25 protein-coding genes are annotated in these 25104 nt (G+C 71.4%); 14 read left to right on the top strand and 11 right to left on the bottom strand.

The annotated features are described in order from the left end of the window. Both ABT057_RS35235 and ABT057_RS35230 read right to left on the bottom strand, forming a co-directional pair. Window positions 1-1147 (bottom strand): alpha/beta hydrolase family protein (locus ABT057_RS35235; protein ID WP_352347935.1); only part of this gene is annotated, 1147 nt, incomplete at its 3' end. 270 nt (window positions 1148-1417) lie between these two features. Further along, a complete protein-coding gene (locus ABT057_RS35230) occupies window positions 1418-1804 on the bottom strand; it encodes a hypothetical protein (RefSeq protein ID WP_352347934.1) in 387 nt (128 codons plus the stop codon). 125 nt (window positions 1805-1929) lie between these two features. Here ABT057_RS35230 and ABT057_RS35225 point away from each other — a divergent pair, with 125 nt between their 5' ends. Both ABT057_RS35225 and ABT057_RS35220 read left to right on the top strand, forming a co-directional pair. Further along, the gene (locus ABT057_RS35225) at window positions 1930-2823 is read left to right on the top strand and encodes a helix-turn-helix domain-containing protein (RefSeq protein WP_352347933.1); all 894 of its coding nucleotides are present in this window, start codon (window positions 1930-1932) and stop codon (window positions 2821-2823) included. Then, complete coding sequence (locus ABT057_RS35220) at window positions 2780-2908, top strand: DUF397 domain-containing protein (protein WP_352347944.1); 129 nt, start codon at window positions 2780-2782, stop codon at window positions 2906-2908. The genes ABT057_RS35225 and ABT057_RS35220 overlap by 44 nt, the downstream gene beginning before the upstream one ends. Here ABT057_RS35220 and ABT057_RS35215 read toward each other — a convergent pair. Together ABT057_RS35215 and ABT057_RS35210 are read right to left on the bottom strand one after the other, a co-directional pair. Next, a complete protein-coding gene (locus ABT057_RS35215; protein WP_352347932.1) occupies window positions 2905-3717 on the bottom strand; it encodes a hypothetical protein in 813 nt (270 codons plus the stop codon). The two genes, ABT057_RS35220 and ABT057_RS35215, sit on opposite strands and share 4 nt — an antisense overlap. Window positions 3718-4013: 296 nt before the next feature. Next, window positions 4014-5144, bottom strand: coding sequence for an FAD-dependent oxidoreductase (locus ABT057_RS35210; protein ID WP_352347931.1), 1131 nt, complete (start codon window positions 5142-5144; stop codon window positions 4014-4016). Window positions 5145-5250: 106 nt separating this feature from the next. On the opposite strand from ABT057_RS35210, the gene ABT057_RS35205 reads away from it, so the two are divergent. Continuing rightward, window positions 5251-5856, top strand: coding sequence for a TetR/AcrR family transcriptional regulator (locus ABT057_RS35205; RefSeq protein ID WP_352347930.1), 606 nt, complete (start codon window positions 5251-5253; stop codon window positions 5854-5856). Here the strand turns inward: ABT057_RS35205 and ABT057_RS35200 are convergent. After that, window positions 5853-7259, bottom strand: a complete 1407-nt coding sequence (locus tag ABT057_RS35200; RefSeq protein ID WP_352347929.1) for a purine-cytosine permease family protein — start codon at window positions 7257-7259, stop codon at window positions 5853-5855. The two genes, ABT057_RS35205 and ABT057_RS35200, sit on opposite strands and share 4 nt — an antisense overlap. A gap of 90 nt (window positions 7260-7349) precedes the next feature. Continuing rightward, entirely contained in the window at window positions 7350-7721 is a 372-nt protein-coding gene (locus tag ABT057_RS35195) for a PLD nuclease N-terminal domain-containing protein (RefSeq protein ID WP_352347928.1), read from the bottom strand. An 88-nt stretch (window positions 7722-7809) separates the two neighbouring features. Between ABT057_RS35195 and ABT057_RS35190 the strand changes: the two genes are divergently transcribed. From ABT057_RS35190 to ABT057_RS35150, 9 genes are all read left to right on the top strand, one after another. Further along, the gene (locus ABT057_RS35190) at window positions 7810-9261 is read left to right on the top strand and encodes a menaquinone biosynthesis decarboxylase (protein ID WP_352347927.1); all 1452 of its coding nucleotides are present in this window, start codon (window positions 7810-7812) and stop codon (window positions 9259-9261) included. Further along, window positions 9258-10160: a menaquinone biosynthesis prenyltransferase MqnP gene (mqnP, locus tag ABT057_RS35185; RefSeq protein ID WP_352347926.1), complete on the top strand. Its 903-nt coding sequence runs from the start codon at window positions 9258-9260 to the stop codon at window positions 10158-10160. Before ABT057_RS35190 ends, mqnP begins: the two co-directional genes overlap by 4 nt. Window positions 10161-10276: 116 nt before the next feature. Beyond that, the gene (locus ABT057_RS35180; protein WP_352347925.1) at window positions 10277-10933 is read left to right on the top strand and encodes a UbiX family flavin prenyltransferase; all 657 of its coding nucleotides are present in this window, start codon (window positions 10277-10279) and stop codon (window positions 10931-10933) included. A gap of 68 nt (window positions 10934-11001) precedes the next feature. Continuing rightward, a complete protein-coding gene (locus ABT057_RS35175) occupies window positions 11002-11457 on the top strand; it encodes an Lrp/AsnC family transcriptional regulator (protein WP_352347924.1) in 456 nt (151 codons plus the stop codon). Between the two features lie 44 nt (window positions 11458-11501). After that, window positions 11502-12665, top strand: coding sequence for an aminofutalosine synthase MqnE (mqnE, locus tag ABT057_RS35170; protein WP_352347923.1), 1164 nt, complete (start codon window positions 11502-11504; stop codon window positions 12663-12665). 43 nt (window positions 12666-12708) lie between these two features. Further along, a complete protein-coding gene (locus ABT057_RS35165; protein WP_352347922.1) occupies window positions 12709-13233 on the top strand; it encodes a GNAT family N-acetyltransferase in 525 nt (174 codons plus the stop codon). Window positions 13234-13332: 99 nt separating this feature from the next. Continuing rightward, complete coding sequence (locus ABT057_RS35160; RefSeq protein WP_352347921.1) at window positions 13333-13638, top strand: DUF4229 domain-containing protein; 306 nt, start codon at window positions 13333-13335, stop codon at window positions 13636-13638. A 238-nt stretch (window positions 13639-13876) separates the two neighbouring features. Then, window positions 13877-14530, top strand: coding sequence for a TetR/AcrR family transcriptional regulator (locus ABT057_RS35155; protein WP_352347920.1), 654 nt, complete (start codon window positions 13877-13879; stop codon window positions 14528-14530). 70 nt (window positions 14531-14600) lie between these two features. Then, the gene (locus ABT057_RS35150) at window positions 14601-14954 is read left to right on the top strand and encodes a hypothetical protein (protein WP_352347919.1); all 354 of its coding nucleotides are present in this window, start codon (window positions 14601-14603) and stop codon (window positions 14952-14954) included. Window positions 14955-14975: 21 nt separating this feature from the next. Here ABT057_RS35150 and ABT057_RS35145 read toward each other — a convergent pair whose 3' ends face one another. The 3 genes from ABT057_RS35145 to ABT057_RS35135 form a co-directional block, all read right to left on the bottom strand. Next, entirely contained in the window at window positions 14976-16289 is a 1314-nt protein-coding gene (locus ABT057_RS35145) for a DUF6716 putative glycosyltransferase (RefSeq protein ID WP_352347918.1), read from the bottom strand. Between the two features lie 208 nt (window positions 16290-16497). Next, the gene (locus ABT057_RS35140; RefSeq protein ID WP_352347917.1) at window positions 16498-17334 is read right to left on the bottom strand and encodes a MaoC family dehydratase; all 837 of its coding nucleotides are present in this window, start codon (window positions 17332-17334) and stop codon (window positions 16498-16500) included. Beyond that, window positions 17334-18641: a 3-oxoacyl-ACP reductase gene (locus ABT057_RS35135; RefSeq protein ID WP_352347943.1), complete on the bottom strand. Its 1308-nt coding sequence runs from the start codon at window positions 18639-18641 to the stop codon at window positions 17334-17336. Before ABT057_RS35135 ends, ABT057_RS35140 begins: the two co-directional genes overlap by 1 nt. A gap of 101 nt (window positions 18642-18742) precedes the next feature. On the opposite strand from ABT057_RS35135, the gene ABT057_RS35130 reads away from it, so the two are divergent. Together ABT057_RS35130 and ABT057_RS35125 are read left to right on the top strand one after the other, a co-directional pair. Beyond that, a complete protein-coding gene (locus ABT057_RS35130) occupies window positions 18743-20077 on the top strand; it encodes an acetyl-CoA C-acetyltransferase (protein ID WP_352347916.1) in 1335 nt (444 codons plus the stop codon). 243 nt (window positions 20078-20320) lie between these two features. Further along, window positions 20321-22249, top strand: coding sequence for an AMP-dependent synthetase/ligase (locus tag ABT057_RS35125; RefSeq protein WP_352347915.1), 1929 nt, complete (start codon window positions 20321-20323; stop codon window positions 22247-22249). Between the two features lie 45 nt (window positions 22250-22294). Here the strand turns inward: ABT057_RS35125 and ABT057_RS35120 are convergent, their stop codons facing one another. Beyond that, window positions 22295-23248: an aminoglycoside phosphotransferase family protein gene (locus tag ABT057_RS35120; protein ID WP_352347942.1), complete on the bottom strand. Its 954-nt coding sequence runs from the start codon at window positions 23246-23248 to the stop codon at window positions 22295-22297. Then, window positions 23245-24855, bottom strand: coding sequence for a PE-PGRS family protein (locus ABT057_RS35115; RefSeq protein ID WP_352347914.1), 1611 nt, complete (start codon window positions 24853-24855; stop codon window positions 23245-23247). Before ABT057_RS35115 ends, ABT057_RS35120 begins: the two co-directional genes overlap by 4 nt. Between the last annotated feature and the right edge of the window lie 249 nt (window positions 24856-25104).

Genomic DNA, 25104 nt, shown 5'->3' with positions numbered 1-25104 from the left:
CCTCGTACTGGACGTACTTGGGCTTGTGCCCGGTGCGCCGAGAGTGCGTGCCGGGCGTCGCGACGGGGCGAACGTTGCCTGCCGCGGCACTAGGACCTTTCACCGGCTCGACCACGCGCGTGGTCGAGGCCACCCCCGGCAGGGCGCGCTCTCCCGTGAGGACGCCCTCGCCGCCGCCGTCGCCCTTGAGGTGCTTCTCGAAGAACGCGGTGGCGTACGCGGTGAGCGCGTTCTGCTGGGTCGCGGGGGCCAGTTCGCGGTCGGGGCAGGTGCTGTCGTCCTCGCCCAGCGCGGCGGGCGGGGTCCACCGCGTGTTGAAGTAGTTGTGGTTCGCGTCGCGCAGCGAGACCGAGTACGCCGGCTCGGTCGTGCGCCCCTCGGCGTCGTCCAGGTACTCCTGGCCCGCCTCCCCGACGGCGCCGTCACAGCCGGAGGTCACCACGGCGACCGGCGTCCGTGTGACGAGCGTGTCGCTGTCGTCCCCCTCCGGGTCGTCGAACTTCACCGGCGCCAGCGCCAGGACGGCCCCGACCCGGACACCGGCGGGGACCTCGCCGCGGTGCTTGTCCGACGCCTGCCACATCACCGCCTTGCCGCCCCGGGAGTGCCCGAGGGTCCCGACGCGCCGCATGTCCACGTGCCCGCGCAGTTCGGGGAGCCGCTTGGCGAGGACGCCGCCGCCGTTCGCCAGCTGCCGCCACAGCCGCAGGTGTTCGTTGATCAGCCGGGCGCGGTCCCCGTAGTCGAACGACGTCATGTTGATGCCGTCCGCGCTCAGCGACACGACGACGAAGCCGCGCTCGGCGAGGCTCTCCGCCAGGTACTCGTAGCCCCGGTGGCTGGGGTACGGCTCGCCCTTGTCGCAGGGCCAGGCCTCGGCCGACGGATCGGTGCAGGCGTACCAGGAGCCGTGCGACAACACCACCAGCGGCAGTCGGCCGCTCATTCGCGCGGGGCGGTGGACGACCGCGCGGACCTCGCTGACCGTGCCCGTCTCCGGGTCGGTGAACGCGGAGTCCCCCAGGTCGTAGGCCTCGGTCACGGCGGGCGCGGCGCCGCTGTCCGCGGCGACGGCTCCGTCCGTGCCGGTCAGGGCCGCCCCCAGCAGCAGGGCGGTGACGAGGGCCGCGCGCGTCGTGCCCCTCATGCGCTTCAAGTGCTTCATGCCCTGGAGACGCCGCAGGGGGCACATCGGTTGGGACCGGTTGTGCGGAGGCTAGTGCCGCGGCAGGCAACGTTTGCCCGGCAAGGAGCGGCGTCCGGCGCGTGCTCTCGGCGTGCCGGGTGCAAGCCCTCGTACTGGACGTACTTGGGCTTGTGCCCGGTGCGGCGGTGGGGGCCCCTCCCGCTCGAGCGAAGTCGAGAGTGGGGGAGCGTGCCGGGCGTCGCGACGGGGCGAACGTTGCCTGCCGCGGCACTAGTCCTCGAGGCCAAGCAAAGCCGTGTGGTAACGGCGTTGATGGCGGCGGAGCAGGACGTTCGCGTCGGTCTCGGCGCTGCGGTCGTGGCGGGCGCGGGCCTGCTCGCGGAGGGCGGCGAGATCCGTACAGGCCCCGCAGTCCCGGACGGGGGCGGGAGGGCCTTGCAGGGAACGGTCGTTGGCCGCGCGCACGCTCGCGGTGAGGCGTTCGCCGGGCGTGGCGGGGCGGAGCGACTCCGGCGGGGCCTCCCACTCCCGGCCGCCGCCGAGGGGCCGGATCAGGGCGTAGGGCCCGGACTTGCCCTGGTACTCGCCGACCTTGTCCGAGGCGGGGTCGTAGACGACCGTTCCCGTTTCGAACTGGCTCGCGGTGTGCTCTTTCATGCCCCGTCCGTTTCCTCTCCGTACCGACTTCGTCACTCTGGGTGTGTCCAGCGTGACGTGCGGGCACGGTGCGTATCAATGCCCGACGCGTGCCACTGGGCGCCTGTCACGGAAGGGAACGACCTGTGACCACCAACGCCGTGCTGTTCGGTGAGCTGTTACGCCATTTCCGCGAGGGCGCGCTGCTGACGCAGGAGGCGCTGGCGAGGGCGATCCCCTGCGACCGGTCGCTGGTGGCGCGCGTGGAGGCGGGGACACGGGTCCCGCAGGAGCCGTTCGCGAAGAAGTGCGACGAAGTGCTGTGCACGGGTGGGGCGTTGGGGCGGCTGTGGGGCCGGGTGGACTGGTATCCGCAGGTCGAGCATCCGGACTGGTTCGAGCGCAGGGCGAAGATGGATGCGGAGGCAGTGGCTCTGCGGGCGTACCAGACGCAGGTGATGCCAGGCTTGTTGCAGACTCCCGACTATGCCGCCGCGCTGTTCGCCCGTCGTCTGCCGCACCCCGTGGACGTGGAGGAGCGTGTCCGTGCCCGGCTCAGCCGCCAGCAGCGCTTCTACGCCGAGGGCGGCCCCTACTACGTCGTTGTGCTGGACGAGACCTGCCTACGGCACATGGTGGGAGGCCCCGAGATCATGCGAGGCCAGTGCGCGCACCTGCTGAGGGTCGGGAAGCTCCCCAACATCCGTGTACAGGTTGTCCCGTTGGACCAACCCGGAGTCGACCGTCCCGACACGTCACTGTCGTTGATCAGGCTGCCCGACGGGCACGAGTGGGTCTACTCCGAGTCACTGGACCGTGGCCACTTCAGCGATGATCCGTCCGTCTTCCTGGCTCACAGTCAGACCTATGATGTGCTCAGGGCCGACGCGCTGTCAGCCGCCGACTCCGCTGCCCTGATCAGCGACGTGATGGAAGGGTACGGGCATGACGACCTGGATCAAGAGCAGCTACAGCGGAGCCAACGGCGGCGACTGCATCGAAGTAAGCCCCGATTTCCCCGCCGTCGTCCCCGTCCGTGACAGCAAGACCCCGGACGGCCCGGTGATCGTTGTTCACCGGGCCGCCTGGGGGGCGTTCGTCGCGGCCGTCCGCGCCGGAGGCTAGTGGTCCTCGGCGATACGGGTGGCGATGCCGTCCTTGAGGGTGACCTCGGCGGTCAGGCTGCCCGCCTTCGCGGCCGTCTCCAGCTCGTCCTCCGTGCACGTCGTGGCGCTCTGCCCCTCCGCGTCGCCGCACATGCCGCCCGCGCCCAGGATCTCGGTGTCCTCCGACAGCCAGAACTGCTGCTCAGGCTTGTCGGTCCCGTCCGACACCTGGTACTTGCCCGGCGCCAGGTACGTCACCGCTCCCAGCCAGGTCCCGCTCACACCGTCGGACGAACCGCTCGAGGACGACGAGCCGCCGGTGACGGAGGAGTCGGAGGACGAACCGCCGGTGGAGGAGGAGCCGGAGGACGAGTCGGAGGACGAGCCGCCGGTGGCGTCGGTCGTGCCGGAGCCGGAGTCGGCGTGGCGTTCGGTGACGGTCACGGCTATGCCGTCCTTCATCACCACGTCCGCCGGCACCGCACCGCTCTTCGCGGCCTTCTCCAGGTCCGCCTGGGTGCACGCTTCGACGGCCTGCCCCTCGGCGTCGCCGCAGACCCCGCCGGAGCCCCAGATCTTCGTGTCCTCCGCAAGCCAGAACGCCTGGGTCTTGCCGTTGGTGGTGACCGTGTACTTGCCCGGCGCCAGGTAGTCGACCGTGCCGTTCGCGAACGTGCCGCTCACTCCGCCCTTGTTCGCGGCCGCCGTCGCCGCGGTGTCCGCGACATTGCCCTGGGCGATGTCGTCATTCTGGCAGGCCGTCATCAGCAGCGTGCCGGCGACGGCGGTGGCGGCGATCAGGACGGTGCGGAGGCGCAGAGAAGACATGGCGAATCAACCTTTTCAGGACTGGTGAGGCGAGTGATTCAGTCGGCAACCTGTGAGCCGCTGTGGTTGAACCATGCCTCAGCCCAGAACGCGATCACCAGACCAGTCCTTGATCCACGACGCTGCCGTGACAGAACGCGGACACAGCAACGTCGGTGTTTTACAAGGCAGTTGTCACCGGCGCGCCGGTTGGACAACGCCGACCGTCGCGGGAGGCGCGGAGCCCGTGTCTCGGCCTCGGGAGTAGACCTCGTCCGGGGTGCGGTCGACGGCCATGGTTCCGCTCCTCGCGGTCGTCACCGGGGTTCCCCGCCTTCGGCGAAGTCGGGGACCTCGGTGGACAGCAGGAACTCGGCGCCGTGCTCGAGGGTCTTGGCGATCTCGACGGAGCGGGGCAGCATGATCGACTCGTAGGCCTGGACGGCCTCGTCGACGGTCGCGGAGCCGGCGAGCGCGAGGGCGAGGTCGCAGGCGTCGAGCATGGCCAGGTTGACGCCGACGCCCAACGGAGGCATGAGGTGGGCCGCGTCGCCGAGCAGGGTCACGGTCGGCATGTGCTCCCAGGTGTGCGGTACGGGCAGGGCGAACAGCGGGCGGTCGACGTAGGGGCCGTCGTTGTCGCTGATCACCTGGCGCCAGCGGGGCGACCAGTCGGCGTACTCGTCGAGCAGACGGGCACGGATCCGCGCGGTGTCCCCGATGGTCAGGCCACTCGTGGCGAGCCAGTCGGCCGGGACCCGGCGTATGAGGTAGACGCGGATGTGGTTTCCGCTGTTGCGCTGCGCGAACATCCCGCGGTTGCCGTCGGCCGCAGCGGCACTCCCCTGGCCGACCAGTTCGGCGAGGTCGGGGTGCCGGGCTTCGGCGTCGTCGAACCAGGCTTCCAGGAAGCTCACCCCCGTGTACGCCGGCACGACGGGGGACACCGCGGGCCGCACCCGGGAGAAGGCACCGTCGGCCCCGATGACCAGGTCGGTCTCGACGGTCTCGCCGCCTGCGAAGTGCAGCCGCCGCGGCCCGTCCGCGGGCCCGCTGATCGTGTCGAGGGCGTACCCCCACCGCACGGTTCCCGGTAACAGCGAGCCGAGCAGCATTTCACGGAGTTGACCGCGGTCGATCTCCGGCTTGAACAGGTCGTCGGCCTCGGGCGTGTGGTGGAAGAGGGTCTTGCCGCTGGGGTCCGTCTGGCGCATCTCCTGCCCCTCCGGACGCGCCAGCCTGAAGAACTCCTCGAGCAGGCCTGCCTCGCGCAGGGCGATCTGGCCGTCGTCGGCGCGCAGGTCGAGGGTGCCTCCCTGGTTGCGCGCGTCCGCGCTCGGATCCCGGTCGTAGACGGTCACCTGGATGCCGTGCCGCTGCAGGATGCGCGCGCAGGTCAGGCCGCCGGGGCCGGCGCCGATGACGCTGATTCTGGCGTGGGTGCGCATGTCTCTTCCTTTCGTCGGGCTTGCCGCACGCCAGAAAAGCAGACTCGGTGCAAAAGTGCAACGAGTCAACTTACTGCCCGATGCCACTGTCGGATATGCTCACCTCATGACGCAGCCCGTCCTCGGCCGGCGCGAACGCAAGAAGGCCGCCACCCGGCAGGCCATCGCCGACGCCGCGCTCCGCCTCTTCCTCGAGCGCGGCTACGACCAGGTGAGTGTCCGCGACATCGCCGACGCGGCCGACGTCTCGACCACCACGCTGTTCAAGCACTTTCCCGGCAAGGAAGCGCTGGTCTTCGACGAGGACGAGGGCCAGGAGGCCCAGCTGATCGCCGTGGTCCGTCGGCGTCCCGCGGGCCAGGGCATCGTCGACGCCCTGCGCGAGCACGTCCTCACCACGTGGCTCCCTCTCGCGGAGCACCCTCAACTGGCCGACTTCACCGACCTCGTCAACTCCACGCCGGCGCTGCGCCGATACGCCGAACGCATGTGGATCCGGCACACCGACGCCCTCAGCCGAGCGATCGCCGACGAAGCGGGCGTGGCGCACGACGACCTGGCGTGCGTCACGCTCGCCAGGTTCGTCCTGGAGATCCCCACGCTCGCCCGGGACAGACCGAACCGCCGCGCCGCCGTCGAGACGATCTTCGGCATCCTCGAACACGGCTGGACGGAGCCGAGCCCGCCGAGCCCGGGAACCGCCTCCGGCTAGACCGACTGGCCGCGCGTCGCCGTACGGCCCCGCAGTGCCGCGTACACCCCCGCGCTCACCAGGAACCCCACCAGCGGGGTGATGTCGCCGAAGGACGGCCAGTGTTCGGGGACGTAGCCGACGTACTTCTCCTGGTTGGAGAAGAGGGGGACCGACACCGCCACGCCGATCAACAGGGAGGCGACACCGGGCCAGTTGGTGAAGGTGCGGTCGGCCAGGCGGGCCGACAGCGCCTCGTCCGTGGCCGTGCGGGACTGCAGCCACCGCTCCACCAGCACGACCCCGAGCCACGGCGCCACCCAGTACGCGATGATCAGCAGGAACGCCTCGTACGCCGACCCCGCGTCCGACAGCGACGCCCACGCCGCCGCCGTACCGGCGATCCCGGACACCACGACCAGCACGCTGCGGCTCAGCCAGGCGGGGAGCTTCAGGCCGAAGGAGGTGATGGAGATCGCGCCGGAGTAGATGTTGAGCGCGTTCGCGGAGATGGCGCCGAGGATGATGGCGAGGAGGACGAGGTCGCCGAGCCAGCCGGGGAGGTGGCCGGTGAAGGCCGCCGTGGGGGTGGCGTCCTTCGGGGCCACGATGGTCGCCGAGGCCGCGCCGATGATCGCCACGAGAGCGACGGACACGAACAGGCCGACGGCCGGGTAGAGGACCGTCCTGAACTTGTTCGCGGTGCGCGGCAGGTAGCGGGAGTAGTCCGTGGCATACGGGTTCCAGCCGGCCGCGTAGCCCCAGGCCGCGCTGAACGCCAGCAGGAACCCGCCGATGCCGCCGCCCGAGCCGCCCCCGCCGAGGTCGGCGTCCTTGAAGGTCCACACGCCCGCCAGCAGGAAGATCACCGCGAGGGCCGGGAAGGCGTACTTCTCAAAGGTGTGAACGAAGTTGTGGCCGATGAAGCCGATCAGGATCTCGGCGACCACGACGAGGAGCAGGGAGGGCAGCGGCCGCAGTCCGGTGAGCGTGTTCAGGGCGAAGGCCGCGCTCACGCTGTTCACCGCGAACCAGCCCACGCCCGCGATCAGGCCGTTGGCCGCGGCGGGCAGGATGTTGCCGAAGAAGCCGAAGGAGAACCGGCCGATCACCATCTGGGGGACGCCGAAGCGCGGGCCGTCCAGGGACAGCACACCCTGGGTGATCGCGCCGACGGCGGTGCCGAGGACGATGGCGGCGGCCGCCTCCCAGAAGCTCAGCCCGAAGAACAGGACCGATATGACGCCGATGAAGACGGTCGCGAACTCGATGTTCGGGGAGGCCCAGGTCCACAGGAGCTGGAGCGGGGAACCGTGGCGTTCCGCGTCGGGGATCGGTTCCGAGCCCGCTGTCTCGACGGCGATGACCTTGTCACCGTAAGCGGGGGCGAGGGTGCCGGCGGAGTCGGCGGGTGCAGTCGTCATGCGAGGTAAGTGTCCGGCTCCCGGTGGGTCCGGCCCAGGGGCGCATTGTCCGCTTCGGGGGGCTCGACGGCGTACAAGCTGTAGGGCGGCTCAGCCCTCCTTGGGGTCCTCGCCCGACTCGCGGCGCTTGAGCTCCTCCTCGCGGCGGCGCAGGTCGTTCTCCCAGTTCTTGAGGAGCTGCTCGTCGGACCTGGCCTTGTCGTCCTTCAGGGACTTGAGGAACTCGGGGTTGTCGTCGGGCGCGACCCACCGCGCCGGGCCGCCCGCCGCCGCGGACCGCCGGGGCCGGCCCGCGACCAGCCAGGCGACCGGCCCGATCAGCACCTCGCCGAACAGCAGGATGACGAACACCCACGCCAGCTTCGGCAGCCCGCGCACCTCCTCCTCGGGCGTGTTCAGGCAGTCGATGAAGGCATAGATCCACAGCGCCAGGACCAGCAGGAACGGCAGATACCTGAGCATGGTGGTGGGATCTCCCAGAAGACGGCGGCAGGACGAGGGACCGCCCCGGTGACGGGGCCAGGGTAGCGGGTGGCCGATACTGGGACACATGGCTTACGACGATCTTCGTTCCCTGCTCAGGGCACTGGAACGCGAAGGCGACCTCAAGCGCGTCAAGGCCGAGGTCGATCCGTATCTGGAGGTCGGGGAGATCGTCGACCGGGTGCAGAAGGCACAGGGCCCCGCGCTTCTCTTCGAGAACGTGAAGGGGTCGAGCATGCCCCTCGCGATGAACGTCTTCGGCACCGACCGGCGGCTGCTGAAGGCGCTGGGGCTGAAGTCGTACGGCGAGATCAGCGAGAAGATCGGCGGCCTGCTGCGGCCCGAGCTGCCGCACGGCTTCGTGGGCGTGCGCGAGGCGTTCGGGAAGCTCGGCGCGATGACGCACGTACCGCCGAAGAAGGTGAAGGAGGCGCCCGTGCAGGAGGTCGTCCTGCACGGCGACGACGTCGACCTCGACGCCCTCCCCGCCCTCTTCACCTGGCCGCAGGACGGCGGCTCCTTCTTCAACCTGGGGCTCACCCACACCAAGGACCCGGAGAGCGGCATCCGCAACCTCGGGCTGTACCGCCTCCAGCGCCACGACAGGCGCACGATCGGCATGCACTGGCAGATCCACAAGGACAGCCGCAACCACTACCAGGTGGCGGCGAGGAAGGGCGAGCGGCTGCCGGTCGCCATCGCCTTCGGCTGCCCGCCCGCCGTCACCTACGCCTCAACCGCCCCGCTCCCCGGTGACATCGACGAGTACCTGTTCGCCGGCTTCATCGCGGGCAGGCGGATCGAGATGGTCGACTGCAGGACGGTGCCGCTGCAGGTACCGGCGCAGGCGGAGGTCGTGCTGGAAGGGTGGCTGGAGCCGGGGGAGATGCTGCCGGAGGGCCCGTTCGGCGACCACACCGGCTTCTACACCCCGCAGGAGCCGTTCCCGGCACTGAAGATCGACTGCGTGACGATGCGGAAGCGCCCGCTGCTCCAGTCGATCGTGGTCGGCCGCCCGCCGACGGAGGACGGGCCGCTGGGCCGGGCCACGGAGAGGTTCTTCCTGCCGCTGCTGAAGATCATCGTCCCGGACATCGTGGACTACCACCTGCCCGAGGCCGGCGGCTTCCACAACTGTGCGATCGTCTCGATCGACAAGAAGTACCCCAAGCACGCGCAGAAGGTCATGCACGCGGTCTGGGGCGCCCACATGATGTCCCTGACCAAGCTGATCGTGGTCGTCGACTCCGACTGTGACGTCCACGACCTGCACGAGGTCGCCTGGCGGGCCCTCGGCAACACGGACTACTCCCGTGACCTCACGGTCGTCGAAGGCCCGGTCGACCACCTCGACCACGCCTCCTACCAGCAGTTCTGGGGCGGCAAGGCGGGCATCGACGCGACGAGGAAGTGGCCCGAGGAGGGCTACACGCGCGACGGGGGGTGGCCCGACATGGTCCTCTCCGACCCGGAGACGGCGGCGAAGGTCGACCGCCGGTGGAAGGAGTACGGCCTGTGAGTTCCGCATCCGCAGCGCTCCCGCAGCCGGGACGCACCAAGGCCTTCCTCCGCCTGGTGATGATCGAGCACTCGGTCTTCGCGCTGCCCTTCGCCTACATCGCCGCGCTGACGGCGATGTTCCAGCTCGACAGGAACATCCACTGGGGGCGGCTGCTCCTGGTGACCGTCTGCATGGTCGGCCTGCGTACCTTCGCCATGGCGGTCAACCGGATCATCGACCGCGAGATCGACGCCCGCAACCCGCGCACGGCCCACCGCGAGCTGGTCACCGGCGCGATGTCGGTGAAGCACGCCTGGACCGGCGCGCTGATCGCCGTCGCCGTCTTCCTCGGCTCGGCGGCGATGCTCAACCCGCTCTGCCTGGCCCTGGCACCCGTCGCCGTCATCCCGATGGTGGTCTACCCCTACGGCAAGCGGTTCACCAACTTCCCGCAGGCCATCCTCGGGCTCGCCCAGGCGATGGGCCCCGTCGGCGGCTGGCTGGCGATCACCGGGGAATGGTCCTGGGACGCGGTGATCCTCGGCCTCGCGGTGGGCGTCTGGATCGGCGGCTTCGACCTGATCTACGCCTGCCAGGACGTCGAGACCGACCGCGAGATCGGCGTGATGTCGGTCCCCGCCCGGTTCGGCATCCCGGCGGCGGTCCGGGCCGCGCGGGCCTGCCACGCGGTGACGACCGCCCTGTTCGTCTGGTACGCGATCGCCACCGGCGCCGGCGCGTTCCTCTGGCTGGGCCTGCTGATCGTCTCCGCCGCCTTCGTCTACGAGCACTCGATCGTGCGACCCCACGACCTGTCCCGACTCAACAGGGCGTTCTTCTCGGTCAACGGCTTCATCGGGATTGCCCTGTTCGGGTGCGCGCTGCTGGATCTCCTGGCCCGGGGTCTGAGCGTCTGAGTACGGTCCGGTCCATGGACCGCCTGCCGTTGACGGCCACCTGATGCCCCACCCGTCCTGAAGACCTCCCCTCCCCCCGGTACGCTCAAGGTGTGAACGCAGGAGAAACGCAGCGTGTGCCTTGGATCGTGGGGGTGTCCGGGGCGTCCGGTACGCCGTATGCCGCCGCTGTGCTGCGGGCGCTGCTCGCCGGGGGCGAGAGCGTCGACCTGGTGGTCAGCCGCGCCTCCCGCCTCACCCTGCTGGACGAGACCGGGATCTCCTTCCGGGACGCGCACTGGCGGGACGACCTGCGGGAATGGCTGGCAAGGGGCGCCGACGGGAAGCCGGGCACCTTCGACGCCGACACCGGCCGGGTGCGGTACTGGGGTGCCGGGGACCTCGCCGCGGGACCGTCCTCCGGGTCGTATCCCACGAAGGGGATGCTGATCGTGCCGGCCTCCACCGCCTGCGTCGCCGGTGTCGCCCTGGGGCTCTCCAAGGACCTCCTCCAGCGGGCCGCGAGCGTCACGCTCAAGGAGCGCCGGCCGCTCGTCGTCGCCGTACGGGAGACCCCGCTGAACGGTCGGACCCTGCGGCACCTCGTCGCCCTCGACGACGCCGGCGCGAGCGTCGTGCCCGCCTCCCCCGCCTTCTACGCGGGCGCCACCCACATCCAGGACCTGGTCGACTTCGTCGCCGGGCGGGTCCTCGACGCGGCGGGTGTCACGCACGGGCTCTACCGCCGGTGGGACGGCGAGTTGGGCGGCGCGTCCGGAACCCGGGCCACATGAGCGCCATCTGAGCATGTCGCAGTACCTCTCATCTCTTCAGGAACTTTGATCGGAAGGCTTCGATTCGCATGGACGCGGTGGACAGGCAGCTCATCCAGGCCCTGCGGGAGAACGGCCGGGCCTCCTACGCGGAGCTGGGGCGCCTCGTCGGTCTGTCGGGACCCAGCGTCACCGACCGCATCAACCGGCTGGAGGCGGCGGGGGTCATCACCGGCTACCGCGCCACGGTGAACGCCGCCCAGCTCGGCCTCGGCGTCACCGCCCTCATCGGCATCTCCCTCTCCGACGCCGCCGACCACGAGGAAGTGGCGACCCGGCTGAAGGAGTTCGGCGAGATCGAGGACTGCTGGTTCATCGCCGGCGACGACTCGTTCATGCTCAAGGTGCGGGCGAACGACGTGGACGGGCTGGAGAAGATGATCCGGCGGCTGTCCGGGACCAAGGGGGTCTCCCGGACCCGTACCACCATCGTGCTCTCCACGAAGTGGGAGAACCGGGTCGGGGAGCTGCCGGAAGAGGTGTAGACGTACGGTGGGGAAGTCGTCGTAGGAAGTCGAGAGGTGTGGGTATGGACGTCGGGCTCAAGCGCGAGCTGGAGGAGAAGGTCAGGGCCGGTGAGCGGCTGACCCGTGAGGACGGCATCGCGCTGTACGAGTCGGACGACCTGGCCTGGCTGGGCGGCCTCGCGCACGAGGTGCGCACGCGCAGGAACGGCGACGTCGTGCACTTCAACGTCAACCGGCACCTCAACATGACCAACGTGTGCACGGCGTCCTGCGCCTACTGCTCCTTCCAGCGCAAGCCGGGAGAGAAGGACGCGTACACGATGCGCATCGAGGAGGCGGTGAAGCTCGCCAAGGCGATGGAGGGCGAGAACCTCACCGAGCTGCACATCGTGAACGGCCTGCACCCGAACCTTCCCTGGCGCTACTACCCGCGCTCGCTGCGGGAGTTGAAGGCCGCCCTGCCGGACGTGTCCCTGAAGGCCTTCACCGCCACGGAGATCCACCACTTCGAGACGATCTCCGGGCTGTCGGCCTCGGAGATCCTCGACGAGCTGATCGACGCGGGCCTCGAGTCCCTCACCGGCGGCGGCGCCGAGATCTTCGACTGGGAGGTCCGGCAGCACATCGTGGACCACCGGACCCACTGGGAGGACTGGTCCCGGATCCACCGCCTCGCGCACGAGAAGGGTCTGAAGACCCCGTGCACGATGCTCTACGGCCACATCGAGGAACCGCGGCACAGGGTCGACCATGTGCTGCGGCTCCGTGAGCTCCAGGACGAGACGAACGGCTTCCAGGTCTTCATCCCGCTGCGCTACCAGCACGACTTCGTCGACATGAAGGACGGCAAGGTCCGCAACCGCCTCCAGGCCCGGACCCAGATGGCCACCGGCGCGGAGGCCCTCAAGACCTTCGCGGTCTCCCGGCTGCTCTTCGACAACGTTCCGCACGTCAAGGTCTTCTGGGTCATGCACGGCGTCCAGACCGCGCAGCTCGCCCTCCAGCACGGCGCCGACGACATGGACGGCTCGGTCGTCGAGTACAAGATCACGCACGACGCCGACAACTACGGCACCCCGAACAAGCTGACCCGCGACGACCTGCTCGACCTCATCCGGGACGCCGGCTTCCGCCCGGTCGAGCGCAACACGCGGTACGAGATCATCCGCGAGTACGACGGCCCGGACCCGGCCCGCCGGGAGTCGCCGCAGCCGATGCGGGTGTGAATCCTGGTTGAGGCGATCGTCGGGTAATGGCTAGCCTGCCGTCATGTCCCTTACCTTCACCCTCGACCCCGCCGTCACCCCCGCCCTCCGCGACGGTGTCCTCGACCTCTGGACGGACGTCTCCAACGCGGGCGGGGCCGTCGGTTTCGTGCCGCCGGTGGAGCGGGAGACGGTCCGGCCGGAGCTGGTCAGGCACCTCGTGGCGATGGCCGAGGGCCGGCACCGGCTGCTCGTCGGGCAGGACACGGCGGGCGAGGTCGCCGCGACCGCCTTCTTCTCCTTCAACACGCACCGACTGCAGACCCACTGGGTCTGGCTCTACACGGTGATGGTGCACCCCCGCCACCAGGGCCAGGGGTACGGCCGCGACCTGCTGGCGGCCGCCGCCGACGCGGCCCGCGGCTTCGAGGGCATCGACGCGATCCGCCTCTCCTGCCGCGGCGGCCTCGGCCTCGAGCGCTTCTACGGCTCCTGCGGCTACAAGGAGGTCGGCCGGATCCCCGACGCCATCCGGGTCGCCCCCGGCGACGACCGCGACGACGTCATCATGCTGCTGCCACTGGCGTGACGGCCGCGGGGGCGGCTGCAAGATCGGGGATCCGGCGTGCTTCACTGGACGGCGGCCCCTTTCGGAACAGAAGAGTCGGAAACGGAAGAGTGGATTGACATGCTCCGCTACACACTGATGCGCCTCGGCGTCCTCGCCGGCTGCCTCGTGGTCGTCTGGGGCCTGGTCTACTCGGGCGTGCTGCCCCGTGGTCTCGGCGACTCCAACGGCATGTGGATCATTCTGCTCGCGCTGGTGATCTCCGGACCGATCAGCTTCGTGGTCCTGCGCAAGGAGCGCGACCGCGCCTCGGTGACCGTCGTCCAGCGCGTGGACCGGATGAAGGCCAACCTCGAGGCCAACCGCTCCCAGGAGGACGAGGCGGTCGACGCCGCCCACCCCCAGAGCCAGGCCGGCACCTCCTGACGGAGTCACGTCCGGGGCGGCCAACTAGTGCCGCGGCAGGCAACGTTCGCCCAGTCGCGACGCCCGGCACGCTCCCCCACTCTCGACTTCGCTCGAGCGGGAGGGGCCCCCACCGCCGCACCGGGCACAAGCCCAAGTACATCCAGTACGAGGGCTTGCACCCGGCACGCCGAGAGCACGCGCCGGACCCCGCTCCTCGACGGGCGAACGTTGCCTGCCGCGGCACTAGGCTGGCCCCATGGGTGCCGTGAAGACCAAGCGGATGCCGCGTGCGGTCCGTGAACAGCAGATGCTGGACGCCGCCGTGGAGATCTTCGGGCAGCGGGGGTACATGGCCGCGTCCATGGACGAGATCGCCGAACTGGCGGGCGTGTCCAAGCCGTTGGTGTACCTCTACCTGAACTCCAAGGAAGACCTCTTCATCGCCTGCATCCGGCGGGAGGCCGGAGCGCTGGTCGACGCGGTCCGGACCGGGGTGCGTACCGACCTGCCCGCCGACCGCCAACTCTGGGACGGCCTGCTGGCGTTCTTCGCGCACACCGCCGCCCACCCGCACGCCTGGTCCGTCGTGCACCTCCAGGCCCGTACCCATGGCGAGACCTTCGCCGCGGAGGCCGCCGCGATGCGCGAGGAGATCGTCGCCTTCGTGACCCAGCTGATCGCGGTCGGGGCCAGGGAGGCCCACCGTGACCCCGACCTGCCGGAGCGCGAGGTCGCAGGGCTCGCCGAGGCCCTCGTCGGCGCCGCCGAGTCCCTCGCCGTCTGGGCCAACGCCACCGAGGGCGTCACGGCCCGCCAGGCGACGACGACCCTGATGAACTTCGCCTGGGCGGGCCTGGGCGACCTGATGGAGGGCCGCTCCTGGACCCCGCCCGCCCCGGCCGGCGCATGACGGTTGTCATGCCCGACGGTGGACACCGGACACTGGGGCGCCCCCGCCCGCCACGTCTACCGTCTTCCCCATGACCAAGCCCGGCAAGGACCAGACGCAGAAGACGGACATCCAGATCGCCCTGATCGGCGGTCACCGGCTGCACGGGGCCACGCTTCACGAGCGAACCCTCACCGTCTCCCTCGTCGGCGGCGCCGACGTCGACCTGACCGACGTGGAGATCCCGGACGGCGCGGAGCTGCGCATCACCAAGCTGAGCCTCATCGGCGGCGTCTCCCTGAAGGTCCGCCCCGACGTCCGGGCGGACGTCCGGGGTCTGCGCCTGGGCGGCGTACAGGACACCGGCCCCACCGAGCCGGGCGGTCCGACGGTCCGCATCGACGCCTGGGGCCTGCTGGGCGGCGTCACGGTCCGCCGGGGGTGACCCCGCGCACGAGAAAGGGCCCTACGCCGCGCCCCACCTCCGCAGGGTGGGGGCCACCTTCTGGTGGCCCATGCGGTACAGCTTCCGGGCGCCCCGGCCCGCCACCTTCCGGACGGCCCGCCCGGCGCGGCCCGACCCGGCGGCGGGCAGGGGAAGGGGGCGGCCCTGCTCGTCCAGGCCGTGGCGCCCGAGGATCGGGCCGAGGTAGGCGCCGGCCGTGCGCGGGGTGTAGTACGGGCGCAGGGGCGGCAGAGGCCCGGCCGCGCGCAGGCGGGCGAGGCGGTGGCGGGCGGCGGCGTACGGGTCCGGCTTGCCGATGCCCTGCACGGCCGCCCACTCCGGCAGCGGCCGGGGCAGCGCGCCCGCGTCGAGGTCGTCCCAGGACGCGAGGCACCCCGAGTGCAGGAAGTAGTGGTTGCCGTGCGCCTCGCGGACCCCGAGGTCGGTGAGGATCGCCGTCGGGATGCCCCGGTGCATGGACTCCAGGGCCGCAGTCGAGCTGACCGTCACCAGCAGGTCGGTGCGGTCGAGGACCTCGGCCATGTTGCCGTGGACGAGCCGGAGGTTGCCCGGGGCGGGCTGCGGCAGCTCCTCGACGAGCACCTGGTAGGGGTTGGCCTCGACATGGGTGGTCTGCTCGCCGGGCAGGCTGCGCAGCTTGACGAGCACCTCCCGTTCCGGATGCAGGCGGGCGTGCGCCGCGGCCCGCCCGAGCAGGTGCAGCCGTGCGTCCCGGTCCTTGGGCACCGACGGCTGCACGGCGAAGGTGAGGGTGAACGGCCGGTCGGGGGAGGGGCGGTGGGGCTCGCCGCCGAGGAAGGGCAGCGCGCACTCCACGACCGACTCCGGGTCCACCCCGACGGAGGCGAAGGCGCGGGCGAACCGCTCGGCGTCGTACGCGGAGTTGGCGAGGACGATGTCCGTGCCGGCCCTGGTCATCAGGCCGTCCACCATCTTCTCGTAGACGACCCCGACGTAACCGCTGACGGTCACCGGGCGCCGCCGGCGACCCTCCCAGGCCAGGCCCAGGGCGTGGGCGAGCGCCAGGACCGTACCGCCCGACACCGCCAGGACGACGACGTCGGCGGCCGCCAGCTCCTCGTCGTCCACGAGTTCGGCCGCGGCGGCCTCGCGCCGCCGGTCCGGCACGATCCCGACCTCGGCGAGCTGCCGCTCGGTCGGGGTGGACCGGCCGCGCAGGAAGACGGCGTCCAGGGTGTGGTTCGGGGCGAGTTCCCGGGCCACCGAGGCACCCCACTTCCAGCGGGTGTCCGAGTCGGCGACCACGGCGACACGTCTGGAGGCCGGGGTGAACAGGGCGGAGGAGGGTGACATGGCGCAGGGCCTTCCTGGCGGGGTGCAGCGGGGTGCGCCGAGGCTAGGGAGACCGGCTGAGGGTGGGATGAGCCGTTTCTGAATGCGGGCTGGGAGCGCTGAGAGCATCCTGTGGATGTCCTGACAACCCCCGTACGGGCGGGGTGGGTTGCCGGGAATGAACCACTTACAGGTCGACGACTGTTTGTGCGATGTTCATCTGTGTTTCTCAGTCTGTGAGCCGGTCGACCCTCCCGCTCACATGCACCCGCGACGCCCCCTCCCCGCCGCCGCGCAGCTCGAACCGGGCGCTGTCCGAGGCGAACAGCACCGTGCCCGGCAGCAGCACCGGCGCCCGGAACTCCGCCCGCGCCCGCACGGCGGGCGGGGTGCCGTGGGCCGCCAGGCAGCGGGCGACGGTCCACATCCCGTGCGCGATGGCCCGCGGGAAGCCGAACAGGCGGGCGGTGAGCGGATGCAGGTGGATGGGGTTGCGGTCGCCGGAGACGGCCCCGTAGCGCCGGCCCACGTCGGCCCCGAGCCGCCACTCGTCCAGCACCGGGAGAGGAGTCTCCTCGGCCGTGTGGGCCGCGGCGGGCCACGGATCCGTCCGGTGCCGGGAGAGATACGTGCTCGTCGACTCCCACACCACCTCCCCGCCCTCGCGCAGCTCCGTCACCACGAACGCCTCCGTCCCGCGCCGGTGCGGCGCCAGCCGGTCGACGCGCACGGCGAGTTCGTACGGCACCGCGGCCGCGAGCGCGCGCCGCCGGGTGATCTCGATCGAGGTGTGGACCAGGCCGAGCAGCGGAAGCGGGAAGTCGCGGCCGCTCATGATGCTCATGGCCGACGGGAAGCCCAGCACGTGCGGATAGGTGAGCGGCAGGCCGTCGTCGCCGGTGGCGAAGCCGCAGACCCGCTCGTAGGCGGCCAGCCGGTCGAGGCCGACCCGCAGACCGGGCAGCACGAGCGGTTCGCCGGCGAAGGCGACGCCCGGCTGCGGCCGTTTGAAGGGGGAGCGCAGCGCCCCGCGGGCGAGCGAGTGTCCCAGGGAGACCGCGGCCATCACGCCCCCAGCAGGCTCTGGCCGCACACCCGCACGACCTGCCCGTTGACGGCGCCGGAGGCGGGATGCGCGAGCCAGGCGGTCGTCTCGGCGACGTCGACGGGCAGCCCTCCTTGCGCGAGGGAGTTCATCCGGCGGCCCGCCTCCCGGATGAACAGCGGCACGGCGGCCGTCATCCGCGTCTCGATGAAGCCGGGCGCGACCGCGTTCAGGGTCACCCCGTGCTCGGCGAGCGCGCGCGGCGCGAGGGCGCGCACCAGCCCGGCCACGCCCGCCTTGCTCGCCCCGTAGTTCGTCTGCCCCGCGTTGCCCGCGAGCCCCGCGATGGAGGCGGTCGCCACGATCCGCCCGCCCGGCCGCAGCGTGCCCTTGGCGAGCAGCGCGTCGGTGGTGCGCAGCACGCTCGCGAGGTTCACCTCCAGCACCGGACCCCAGCGGTCGGCGGGCATGTTGACCAGCCGCCGGTCCCGGGTGATCCCCGCGTTGTGGACCAGCACGTCGAGTCCGTCGGGGAGTTCGGCGGCGATCCGCTCACCCGCGTCGGCGGCCGTGATGTCGAGCGCGAGGGCCCGCCCGCCGAGCCGCTCGGCGACCCGCCGGGCGTCCGTCTCCGCCTGCGGCACGTCGAGTACGACGACCCGGGCGCCGTCCCTGGCCAGGGTCTCGGCGACGGCCTCGCCGATGCCGCGCGCGCCGCCGGTGACGAGGGCGGTGCGGCCGGCGAGGGGGCGGTCCCGGTCGCCGGGTTCGTCCGGCGGCTGCGCGCCCACGCCGATCACCTGGCCGCTGACGTAGGCCGACCTGGGGGAGAGGAGGAAGCGGAGGGTGGACTCGGCGGCGGCCGCGTCGGTCAGCCGGACCAGGTTCACGGTCCGGCCGCGCCCGATCTCCTTGCCGAGCGAGCGCACGAACCCCTCCAGGGCATGCTGGACGGCCGCCCGGTGGTGGTCGTCGTCGGCGTCGAGCGGCGAGCCGAGCACCACGATCCGGCCGCTCGCCGCGACCGACCGCACCACCGGGTGCAGGGCGGCGTGCACCTCGGCGAGCGTGTCGACGTCACGGACGCCGGTCGCGTCGAGGACGACGGCGGCGGGGTCGGCGGCGCCGAGCGGCAGCCCGGTGCGGGAGAGGACGGCCACGAGATCGCCGACGGTGGACTTACCGGCCGTAAGGTGAAGCAAGTTGCCTGTGAGGGAAGTGTGTTCGGGCGACCAGCGGCTGAGCGCCGCCGGCTGCGGGAGCCCGAGTCGCCGGGTGAGGAAGCGGCCGGGTGCGGTGGCGGTGAAGCTCAGATAGCGGTCGGCCATGTGCGTCTCGTCTCCCACGGGCTCGGCACAGCGGAAATATGCTTACTCCGGAGTAAGGTTACCGGGGGTAAGTCTAGGTCAAGGGTGAGGAGCAGGTCGAGATGAGTCCCACGGAGCCGTCGAACGTGAGCTATCTGAGAGGTGCGCGCAAGAGCGCTGTCCAGCCACCGAGCGCCCGCCGCGTGGCGATCGTCGGCGGCACCCGCGTCCCCTTCGCCCGCTCCGACGGCCCCTACGCCACCGCCTCCAACCAGGAGATGCTGACGGCCGCCGTCAACGGCCTCGCCGCCCGCTACGGCCTCGACGTGCCCGGGGTCGTCGGCGAGGTCGTCGCCGGCGCCGTCCTCAAGCACAGCCGCGACTTCAACCTCGCCCGCGAGACCGTCCTCGGCTCCAAACTCGACGCGCGGACCCCGGCGTACGACATCCAGCAGGCCTGCGGGACGGGCCTGCAGGCCGTCATCGCCGCCGCCAACAAGATCGCACTCGGCCAGACCGAGTCCGCGATCGCCGGCGGCGCCGACACCGCCAGCGACGCCCCGCTCGGCGTCAACGACCGGCTCCGCCGCATCCTGCTGGAGGCCCGCCGCGCCGGCTCGACCGGCGCCCGCCTCAAGGCCCTCGCCCAGATCCGGCCCGGCCACCTGATCCCCGACATCCCGCGCAACGCCGAACCGCGCACCGGGCTGTCCATGGGCGAGCACGCGGCGGTCACCGCCCGCGCCTGGGGCGTAGGGCGCGAGGACCAGGACGAACTGGCGGCGACCAGCCACCAGCGCCTGGCGGCCGCCTACGAACGCGGCTTCTTCAGCGACCTGGTCGTCCCCTTCCGCGACCTGGCCCGCGATCAGAACCTGCGCCCCGACTCCACCGTGGAGAAACTGGCCTCCCTGAAACCGGTGTTCGGCACCGACGGACCCGACCCGACCATGACGGCGGGCAATTCGACCCCTCTGACCGACGGCGCCGCGGTCGTCCTCCTCGCCTCCGAGGAGTGGGCCGAGACCCGGGGCCTGGAACCGCTCGCGTATCTGACCGCCTACGAGACGGCGGCCGTCGACTTCGTGCACGGCGACGCGGCCGGCGGCGAGGACGGGCTGCTCATGGCACCCGCGTACGCCGTCCCGCGCATGCTGGAGCGGACCGGTTTCGGCATCGAGGACTTCGACCTGGTGGAGATCCACGAGGCCTTCGCCTCCCAGGTGCTGGCCACGCTCGCCGCCTGGGAGAAGCAGGGGCTCGCACCGGTGGACCGGGACCGGCTCAACGTCGCCGGCTCCTCCCTCGCCACCGGCCATCCGTTCGCCGCGACCGGCGCCCGGATCGTGGCCACCCTCGCGAAACTGCTGGCCGAACGGGGCGGCCCCGGACGCGGGTTGATCTCGATCTGCGCGGCCGGCGGACAGGGCGTGACGGCGGTGCTGGAGCGCGAGTGAGCACCGGATTTCCCGGCCGGCGAAGGAAACTGAACGGCCCTCACATAAACCCCGAGGTTGCACAGCCCTGACCCCGGATCATCCCCGAACACCCACAAGCCCCCCACGCGAACCCCGTACGATCCCCTACCTAACCGGAGGTAACCCCTTTCTTGGGGCCATCCCGGTGAACGCCTCCATAGCCGAGGCACGTACGTCATGCAGCAAGCAGTTCTTTCTCGCTGCACGCCCAGGGAGCCGCCCGTGTCCACGCCCTACGCCACCGCCACCGACTTCGAGGTCGCTCCCCCCGTCCTCGTGGAACCCGAGACCCGACGGCTGGACGGCGCCGTACGGGAGGCGTCCGTGCCGGCGCTCGCCGTGCCGGTCACCTACGGCTCGCTCGCCGACCTGCCCTACGACAACGCCTCCACGGCCCCCCAGGCGATCGTCCTCAGCCGCCGGGAACGGGAGGGCGGCACCTGGACCGACATCACGGCGGAACGCTTCGCCGCCCAGGTGCACGCCGTCGCCAAGGGGCTGATCGCGGAGGGGCTGGTCCCGGGCGACCGGATCGCCATCATGGCCCGGACGACGTACGAGTGGACGCTCCTGGACTTCGCCGCGTGGGCGGCAGGCCTGGTCACCGTCCCCGTCTACCCCACCTCCTCCGTCTTCCAGACCCGCTGGATCCTGCACGACTCCGGCGCGGTCGCCCTGGTCACCGAGACGCTCGCGCAGGCCGCCGCCCTCGGCCCCGAGCGCGACCGGCTGCCCGACCTCCAGCACCTGTGGGTCATGGACAAAGGGCACGTGGACCGCCTCGCGGAGGCCGGCGAACACGTCCCCGACGGCGAAGTGGCCGTACGCCGGGGCGTACTCGGCCCCGACACCCTCGCCACCCTCATCTACACCTCCGGCACCACCGGCCGCCCCAAGGGCTGCGCGCTCACCCACGGCAACTTCTTCGCCGAGGTCGACAACGCGATCGAACTCCTCTACCCCGTCTTCAAGTCGAAGGGGAACACGAAGGGAGAGGACCTCTCCGTCCTCCTCTTCCTCCCCATGTCCCATGTGTTCGGCCGGATGGTGGCCATCGCCTGCATCCGCGCCAGGGTCCGCCTCGGCCACGCGCCGAGCCTGAAGTCCGAGGACCTCCTGCCGGACCTCGCGGCCTTCAGACCGACCTGTCTGCTGGCCATCCCCTACATGCTGGAGAAGGTCTTCAACACCGCCCGCGCCAAGGCCGAGGCCGGCGGCCGTCTCTCCACCTTCGACCGCGCGGTGAACGTGGCCCGCCGCTACGGCGAGGCCGTCGAGGCCCACAAGACCGGCACCGGCTCCGGCCCCGGCGCCACCCTCCGCGCCGCCCGCACCTTCTACGACCCGCTCGTCTACCGCCGCATCCGGGCCGCCATGGGCGGCCGCGTCCGCCACGCCATCTGCGGCGGCTCCCCGCTCGGCCGCCGGCTGTCCTCCTTCTACCTGGGCGCGGGCATCGAGATCTACGAGGGCTACGGCCTGACGGAGACGACCGGAGCGTCCACGGTGACGCCGCCCCTGAAGCCCCGCCTGGGCACGGTGGGCTGGCCGCTGCCCGGCACGAAGATCCGCATAGCCGCCGACGGCGAGATCCTGATCGCCGGCGGCCACGTCCTGCGCGGCTACTGGGACCCGGGGGCGGGCGGGGTCGTCCCGGCCGCCCCCGACGGCTGGCTGCCGACCGGGGACATCGGCGAACTCGACGACGAGGGCTACCTGACCATCACCGGCCGCAAGAAGGAAATGATCATCACGGCCGGAGGCAAGAGCGTCGCCCCCGCCCCCCTGGAGAACTGGCTGCGCTCCCACCCCCTGATCTCCCAGGCCATGGTCCTGGGCGACGACCGCCCCTACGTGTCCGTCCTGCTCACCCTCGACCCCGACGGCCTCACCCACTGGCGCAACATGAACGGCAAGCACCCCGTCCCGGCGGAACTGCTGATCGGCGACGAGGAACTGAACGCCGTCCTCCAACGCGCGATCGACGAGGCCAACAAACTCGTCTCCCGCCCGGAGTCCATCCGCCGCTTTGCCGTCCTGCCGGCCGACTTCACCGAGACGGCGGGCCATCTGACCCCCTCGATGAAACTCCGCCGCGAAACGATCCTCCGCGACTTCGCGGACCAGGTGGAGGCGCTGTACACACAGTGACCCGCTCGTGAGGGCGCGGGCTCGGGCCGCGGACCGGGATCGGGTTCACGAGGGTTCGGGGACGCCCGGGGTGAGTGCCTGCGCCAGGCCGTCCGCGAAGCGGGTGATGCGGTCCAGCTCCGCGCCCTTTCGAGCAACCCGGAACCCGTGCCGCCGCCCCCAGAAACAGGCCTGCACGATCTGCAAGTGCGCCCAGCGTCCGACCCGCCCGCGATCCAGCCCGGCGGCCTCCGAGAACAGGTCGAGGATCCGGTGGGCGGCCCCGCGCACCTCGCCGGGGTCGTCGAGGTGGAGGAGCCGGACGGAGAGCGCCTTGAGGAGCGTGCCCGCGTCGTACGCGGGATCCCCCACCCAGCCCTTGGGATCGACGGCGAGCCACGGCTCACGATCGGCGCGCAGGATGTTCCGGGCGTGGAGATCGCCGTGGACGAGGACGTCCGGCTGGGACCGGCCCAGTTCCCGTACGGTGGCCAGCGCCGCGTCGAGGGCCGGGGCGCTGAGCCGATGGTCCAGCTCGCGTGCGTCGGCGACGAGTTGCCGCTCCCACGTGTCGGCCATGTCCCGCAGCCGGGGCAGCCCGTCCGGCGCGGGCACCGCGAGCCGCCGGCTGACCCGTCCGCCGACGACGGCGATCTCGTCGAGGTCCGCGACCTCGGCGAGCGAGTCCCCGTACGCCCGCTCCAGCAGCATCGCGTACCGTGCGTCGTCCCGCTCGTGCAGCCGTACGGCCCCCCGCCCGCCCCACGCGGCGAACGCGTCGGGTTCGTGGACGTTGCCGGGGTGCGGGAAGGACACCTTGACCACGGCGGGGGCCCCGTCCCGCCGCCGCACCGGCACGACGATCCCGACCCCGCCGTGCCTGACGTCACCGTCCGCAGAACAGCCCCACCGGTCCGTCAACTCGGCGACGAGGGAGGGAAGACCGGCGAGCCAGCGGGCGGCGCCCTCCCCCTCCCGCTCGACCGTGCCGCGGCGGAAGGCCTCGGGGACCTCGATCAGTGCACCCGCGGGCCGGCCAGCTCCTCGTACAGCTTCCGCTTCTCCTCGGGGCTCCGGGCCCCCGCCAGTCTGTCCGCCCACCCGCTCTTGATCTCCTCGAGGAAGGTGTGCCAGTCCTTGCCGCCGCCCATCTTCCCCAACTCCACCAACCGCTGGTTGGCCTTCATCTTCCCGTCGCCGATCTTGTCCTGTTTGTGGCCGTGCAGCGCGGACTCGGGATTGGCGGTCGCCTCCGTGGACCTGAGGCCGTGGTGGTAGCTGACCGGGCTGTAGGCGTGCGGCCCGATCGTCTCGATGCCGACCAGCAGGGAGCCGTCCTTCTGGGCGGTCGGCGCGGTGAACACCAGGAGCATGTGGCCGTAGGAGCCGTTCGGGAGGATCACGTCGCCGTTCCAGTCCTTGGTCCCGAAGCCGCCGACCGCGGGGTTGACCCCCAGCATCTGCGGGGTGGCCACACCCGGGACGACCGTCGAGACCATGTTCGTCAGCGACGCCCCGACTCCGCCCTTCTCCTCGAAACGGCCCGGCTCGTCGCCCTTGTTGCTGCCGATGGAGGAGCGGTGCGTGGCGAAGCCGCGGTGCACGGAGTGCTCGTGCGGGACGCCGTTCTTGGTGGCACCGAGGAAGTCGAGCAGCTGGTGCGGGCTCTGGCCGGGGCGGAGCGCGGGGATGCGGATGTTGACGCGCCCGCCGTGGGCGAGGGCCCGGACGACGTCGCCGTCCTTGTAGTCGACGTGCTGCTTCCCCTTCGTGAACTGGAGGCCGTGCTGCAGGACGAGCAGGACATTGGTGAGGACGTCCCGGGCGAAGGCGTCCTTGGCCAGGTTCGTCGCCGTCGCATGCCTGGCGGCGTCCTCGTGCTTCCGGTCCTCCCGCACGCCCTCCGGGAACAGGGTGTCGACGGTCGTGTCCCGGATCTGCCTGTCCCTCTCCTGCTCGAGCTCCAGACGCTCGGGATCGTCCTCGGCCAGCCCCTGGGTCCGCATGAAACGGCCCAGCGTGTAGGCGGGGTTGATCGGCGTGGGGACGCCCGGGGCGGGCCGCTGGGTCCTGAACGCGAGCGTCGCGGCGAGGATGCGGCGCCCAGGGGTGAGCTTCAGCCAGTCCGAGTAGTCGGGGTGCTTCTGCTCCGTGGCCTTGCCCTTGCCCTTCCCCTTCCGGGCGTCCTCGGCCTGTGCGTCCTTCCGGCCGGCGGCGATCCGCTCGCCCTCCGCCTTGGTGCCGATGCCCACACTGTTCAGCCACGCGGGCCGTTTCTCCGAGAGGATCTCGATGTCCCTGAGCTCCTCGTCCCGGAAGATCTCACCGCGCACCAGCCGCCGTTCCAGGACCCACTGGACCTGGTACTTGTCCAGCAGCCAGTCCTCGGGCCACTTCTTGTGCGGCTCCCAGATGTTGAACTTCCGCGTCTTCTGGAGCGCGTGCGAGTCGAGGGACCGGGACAGCCGGACGATCACCGTGTCCGGGTCGGTGGACGTCCGCAGCGCCGCCTCGTCGGCGGGCGGGCCTCCCGACGTCTCCTCCTTCAGCACCCGCTGGACCGTCGCCGTCACCGCCCGGTTGCCGGCGGCGCGCTGGAGCGCCAGTAGGCCGGTGGGGTCGTCCACGGTCCGCGGCGGGGTCCTCGGTTGCCTCTGAGAGATGTTCCGGGTCTGCTGCCGCTGTGCGTGCATCCCCCCAGCCTGACGCCCGCCCGGCCGCGGCGGGAGAGCCGCGGGTGCGCCTGCCGGGGCAGAGCCGTTGCCCTCGCGTTCACCTGTCGTACGTGAGGGGTTCGCCCGGGGGCGAGGGGAGCGGGCGGACGGCCACCGGCCGCCGCACAACTCGACGTGATTGACGGGGAGTTCTCGACGCAC

Source organism: Streptomyces sp. NPDC002588 (genome assembly GCF_040295925.1).
Classification (GTDB): Bacteria; Actinomycetota; Actinomycetes; order Streptomycetales; family Streptomycetaceae; genus Streptomyces.
The sequence above is the reverse complement of the archived record's forward strand: the minus strand, read 5'-3'. Positions and strand labels throughout refer to the sequence as shown.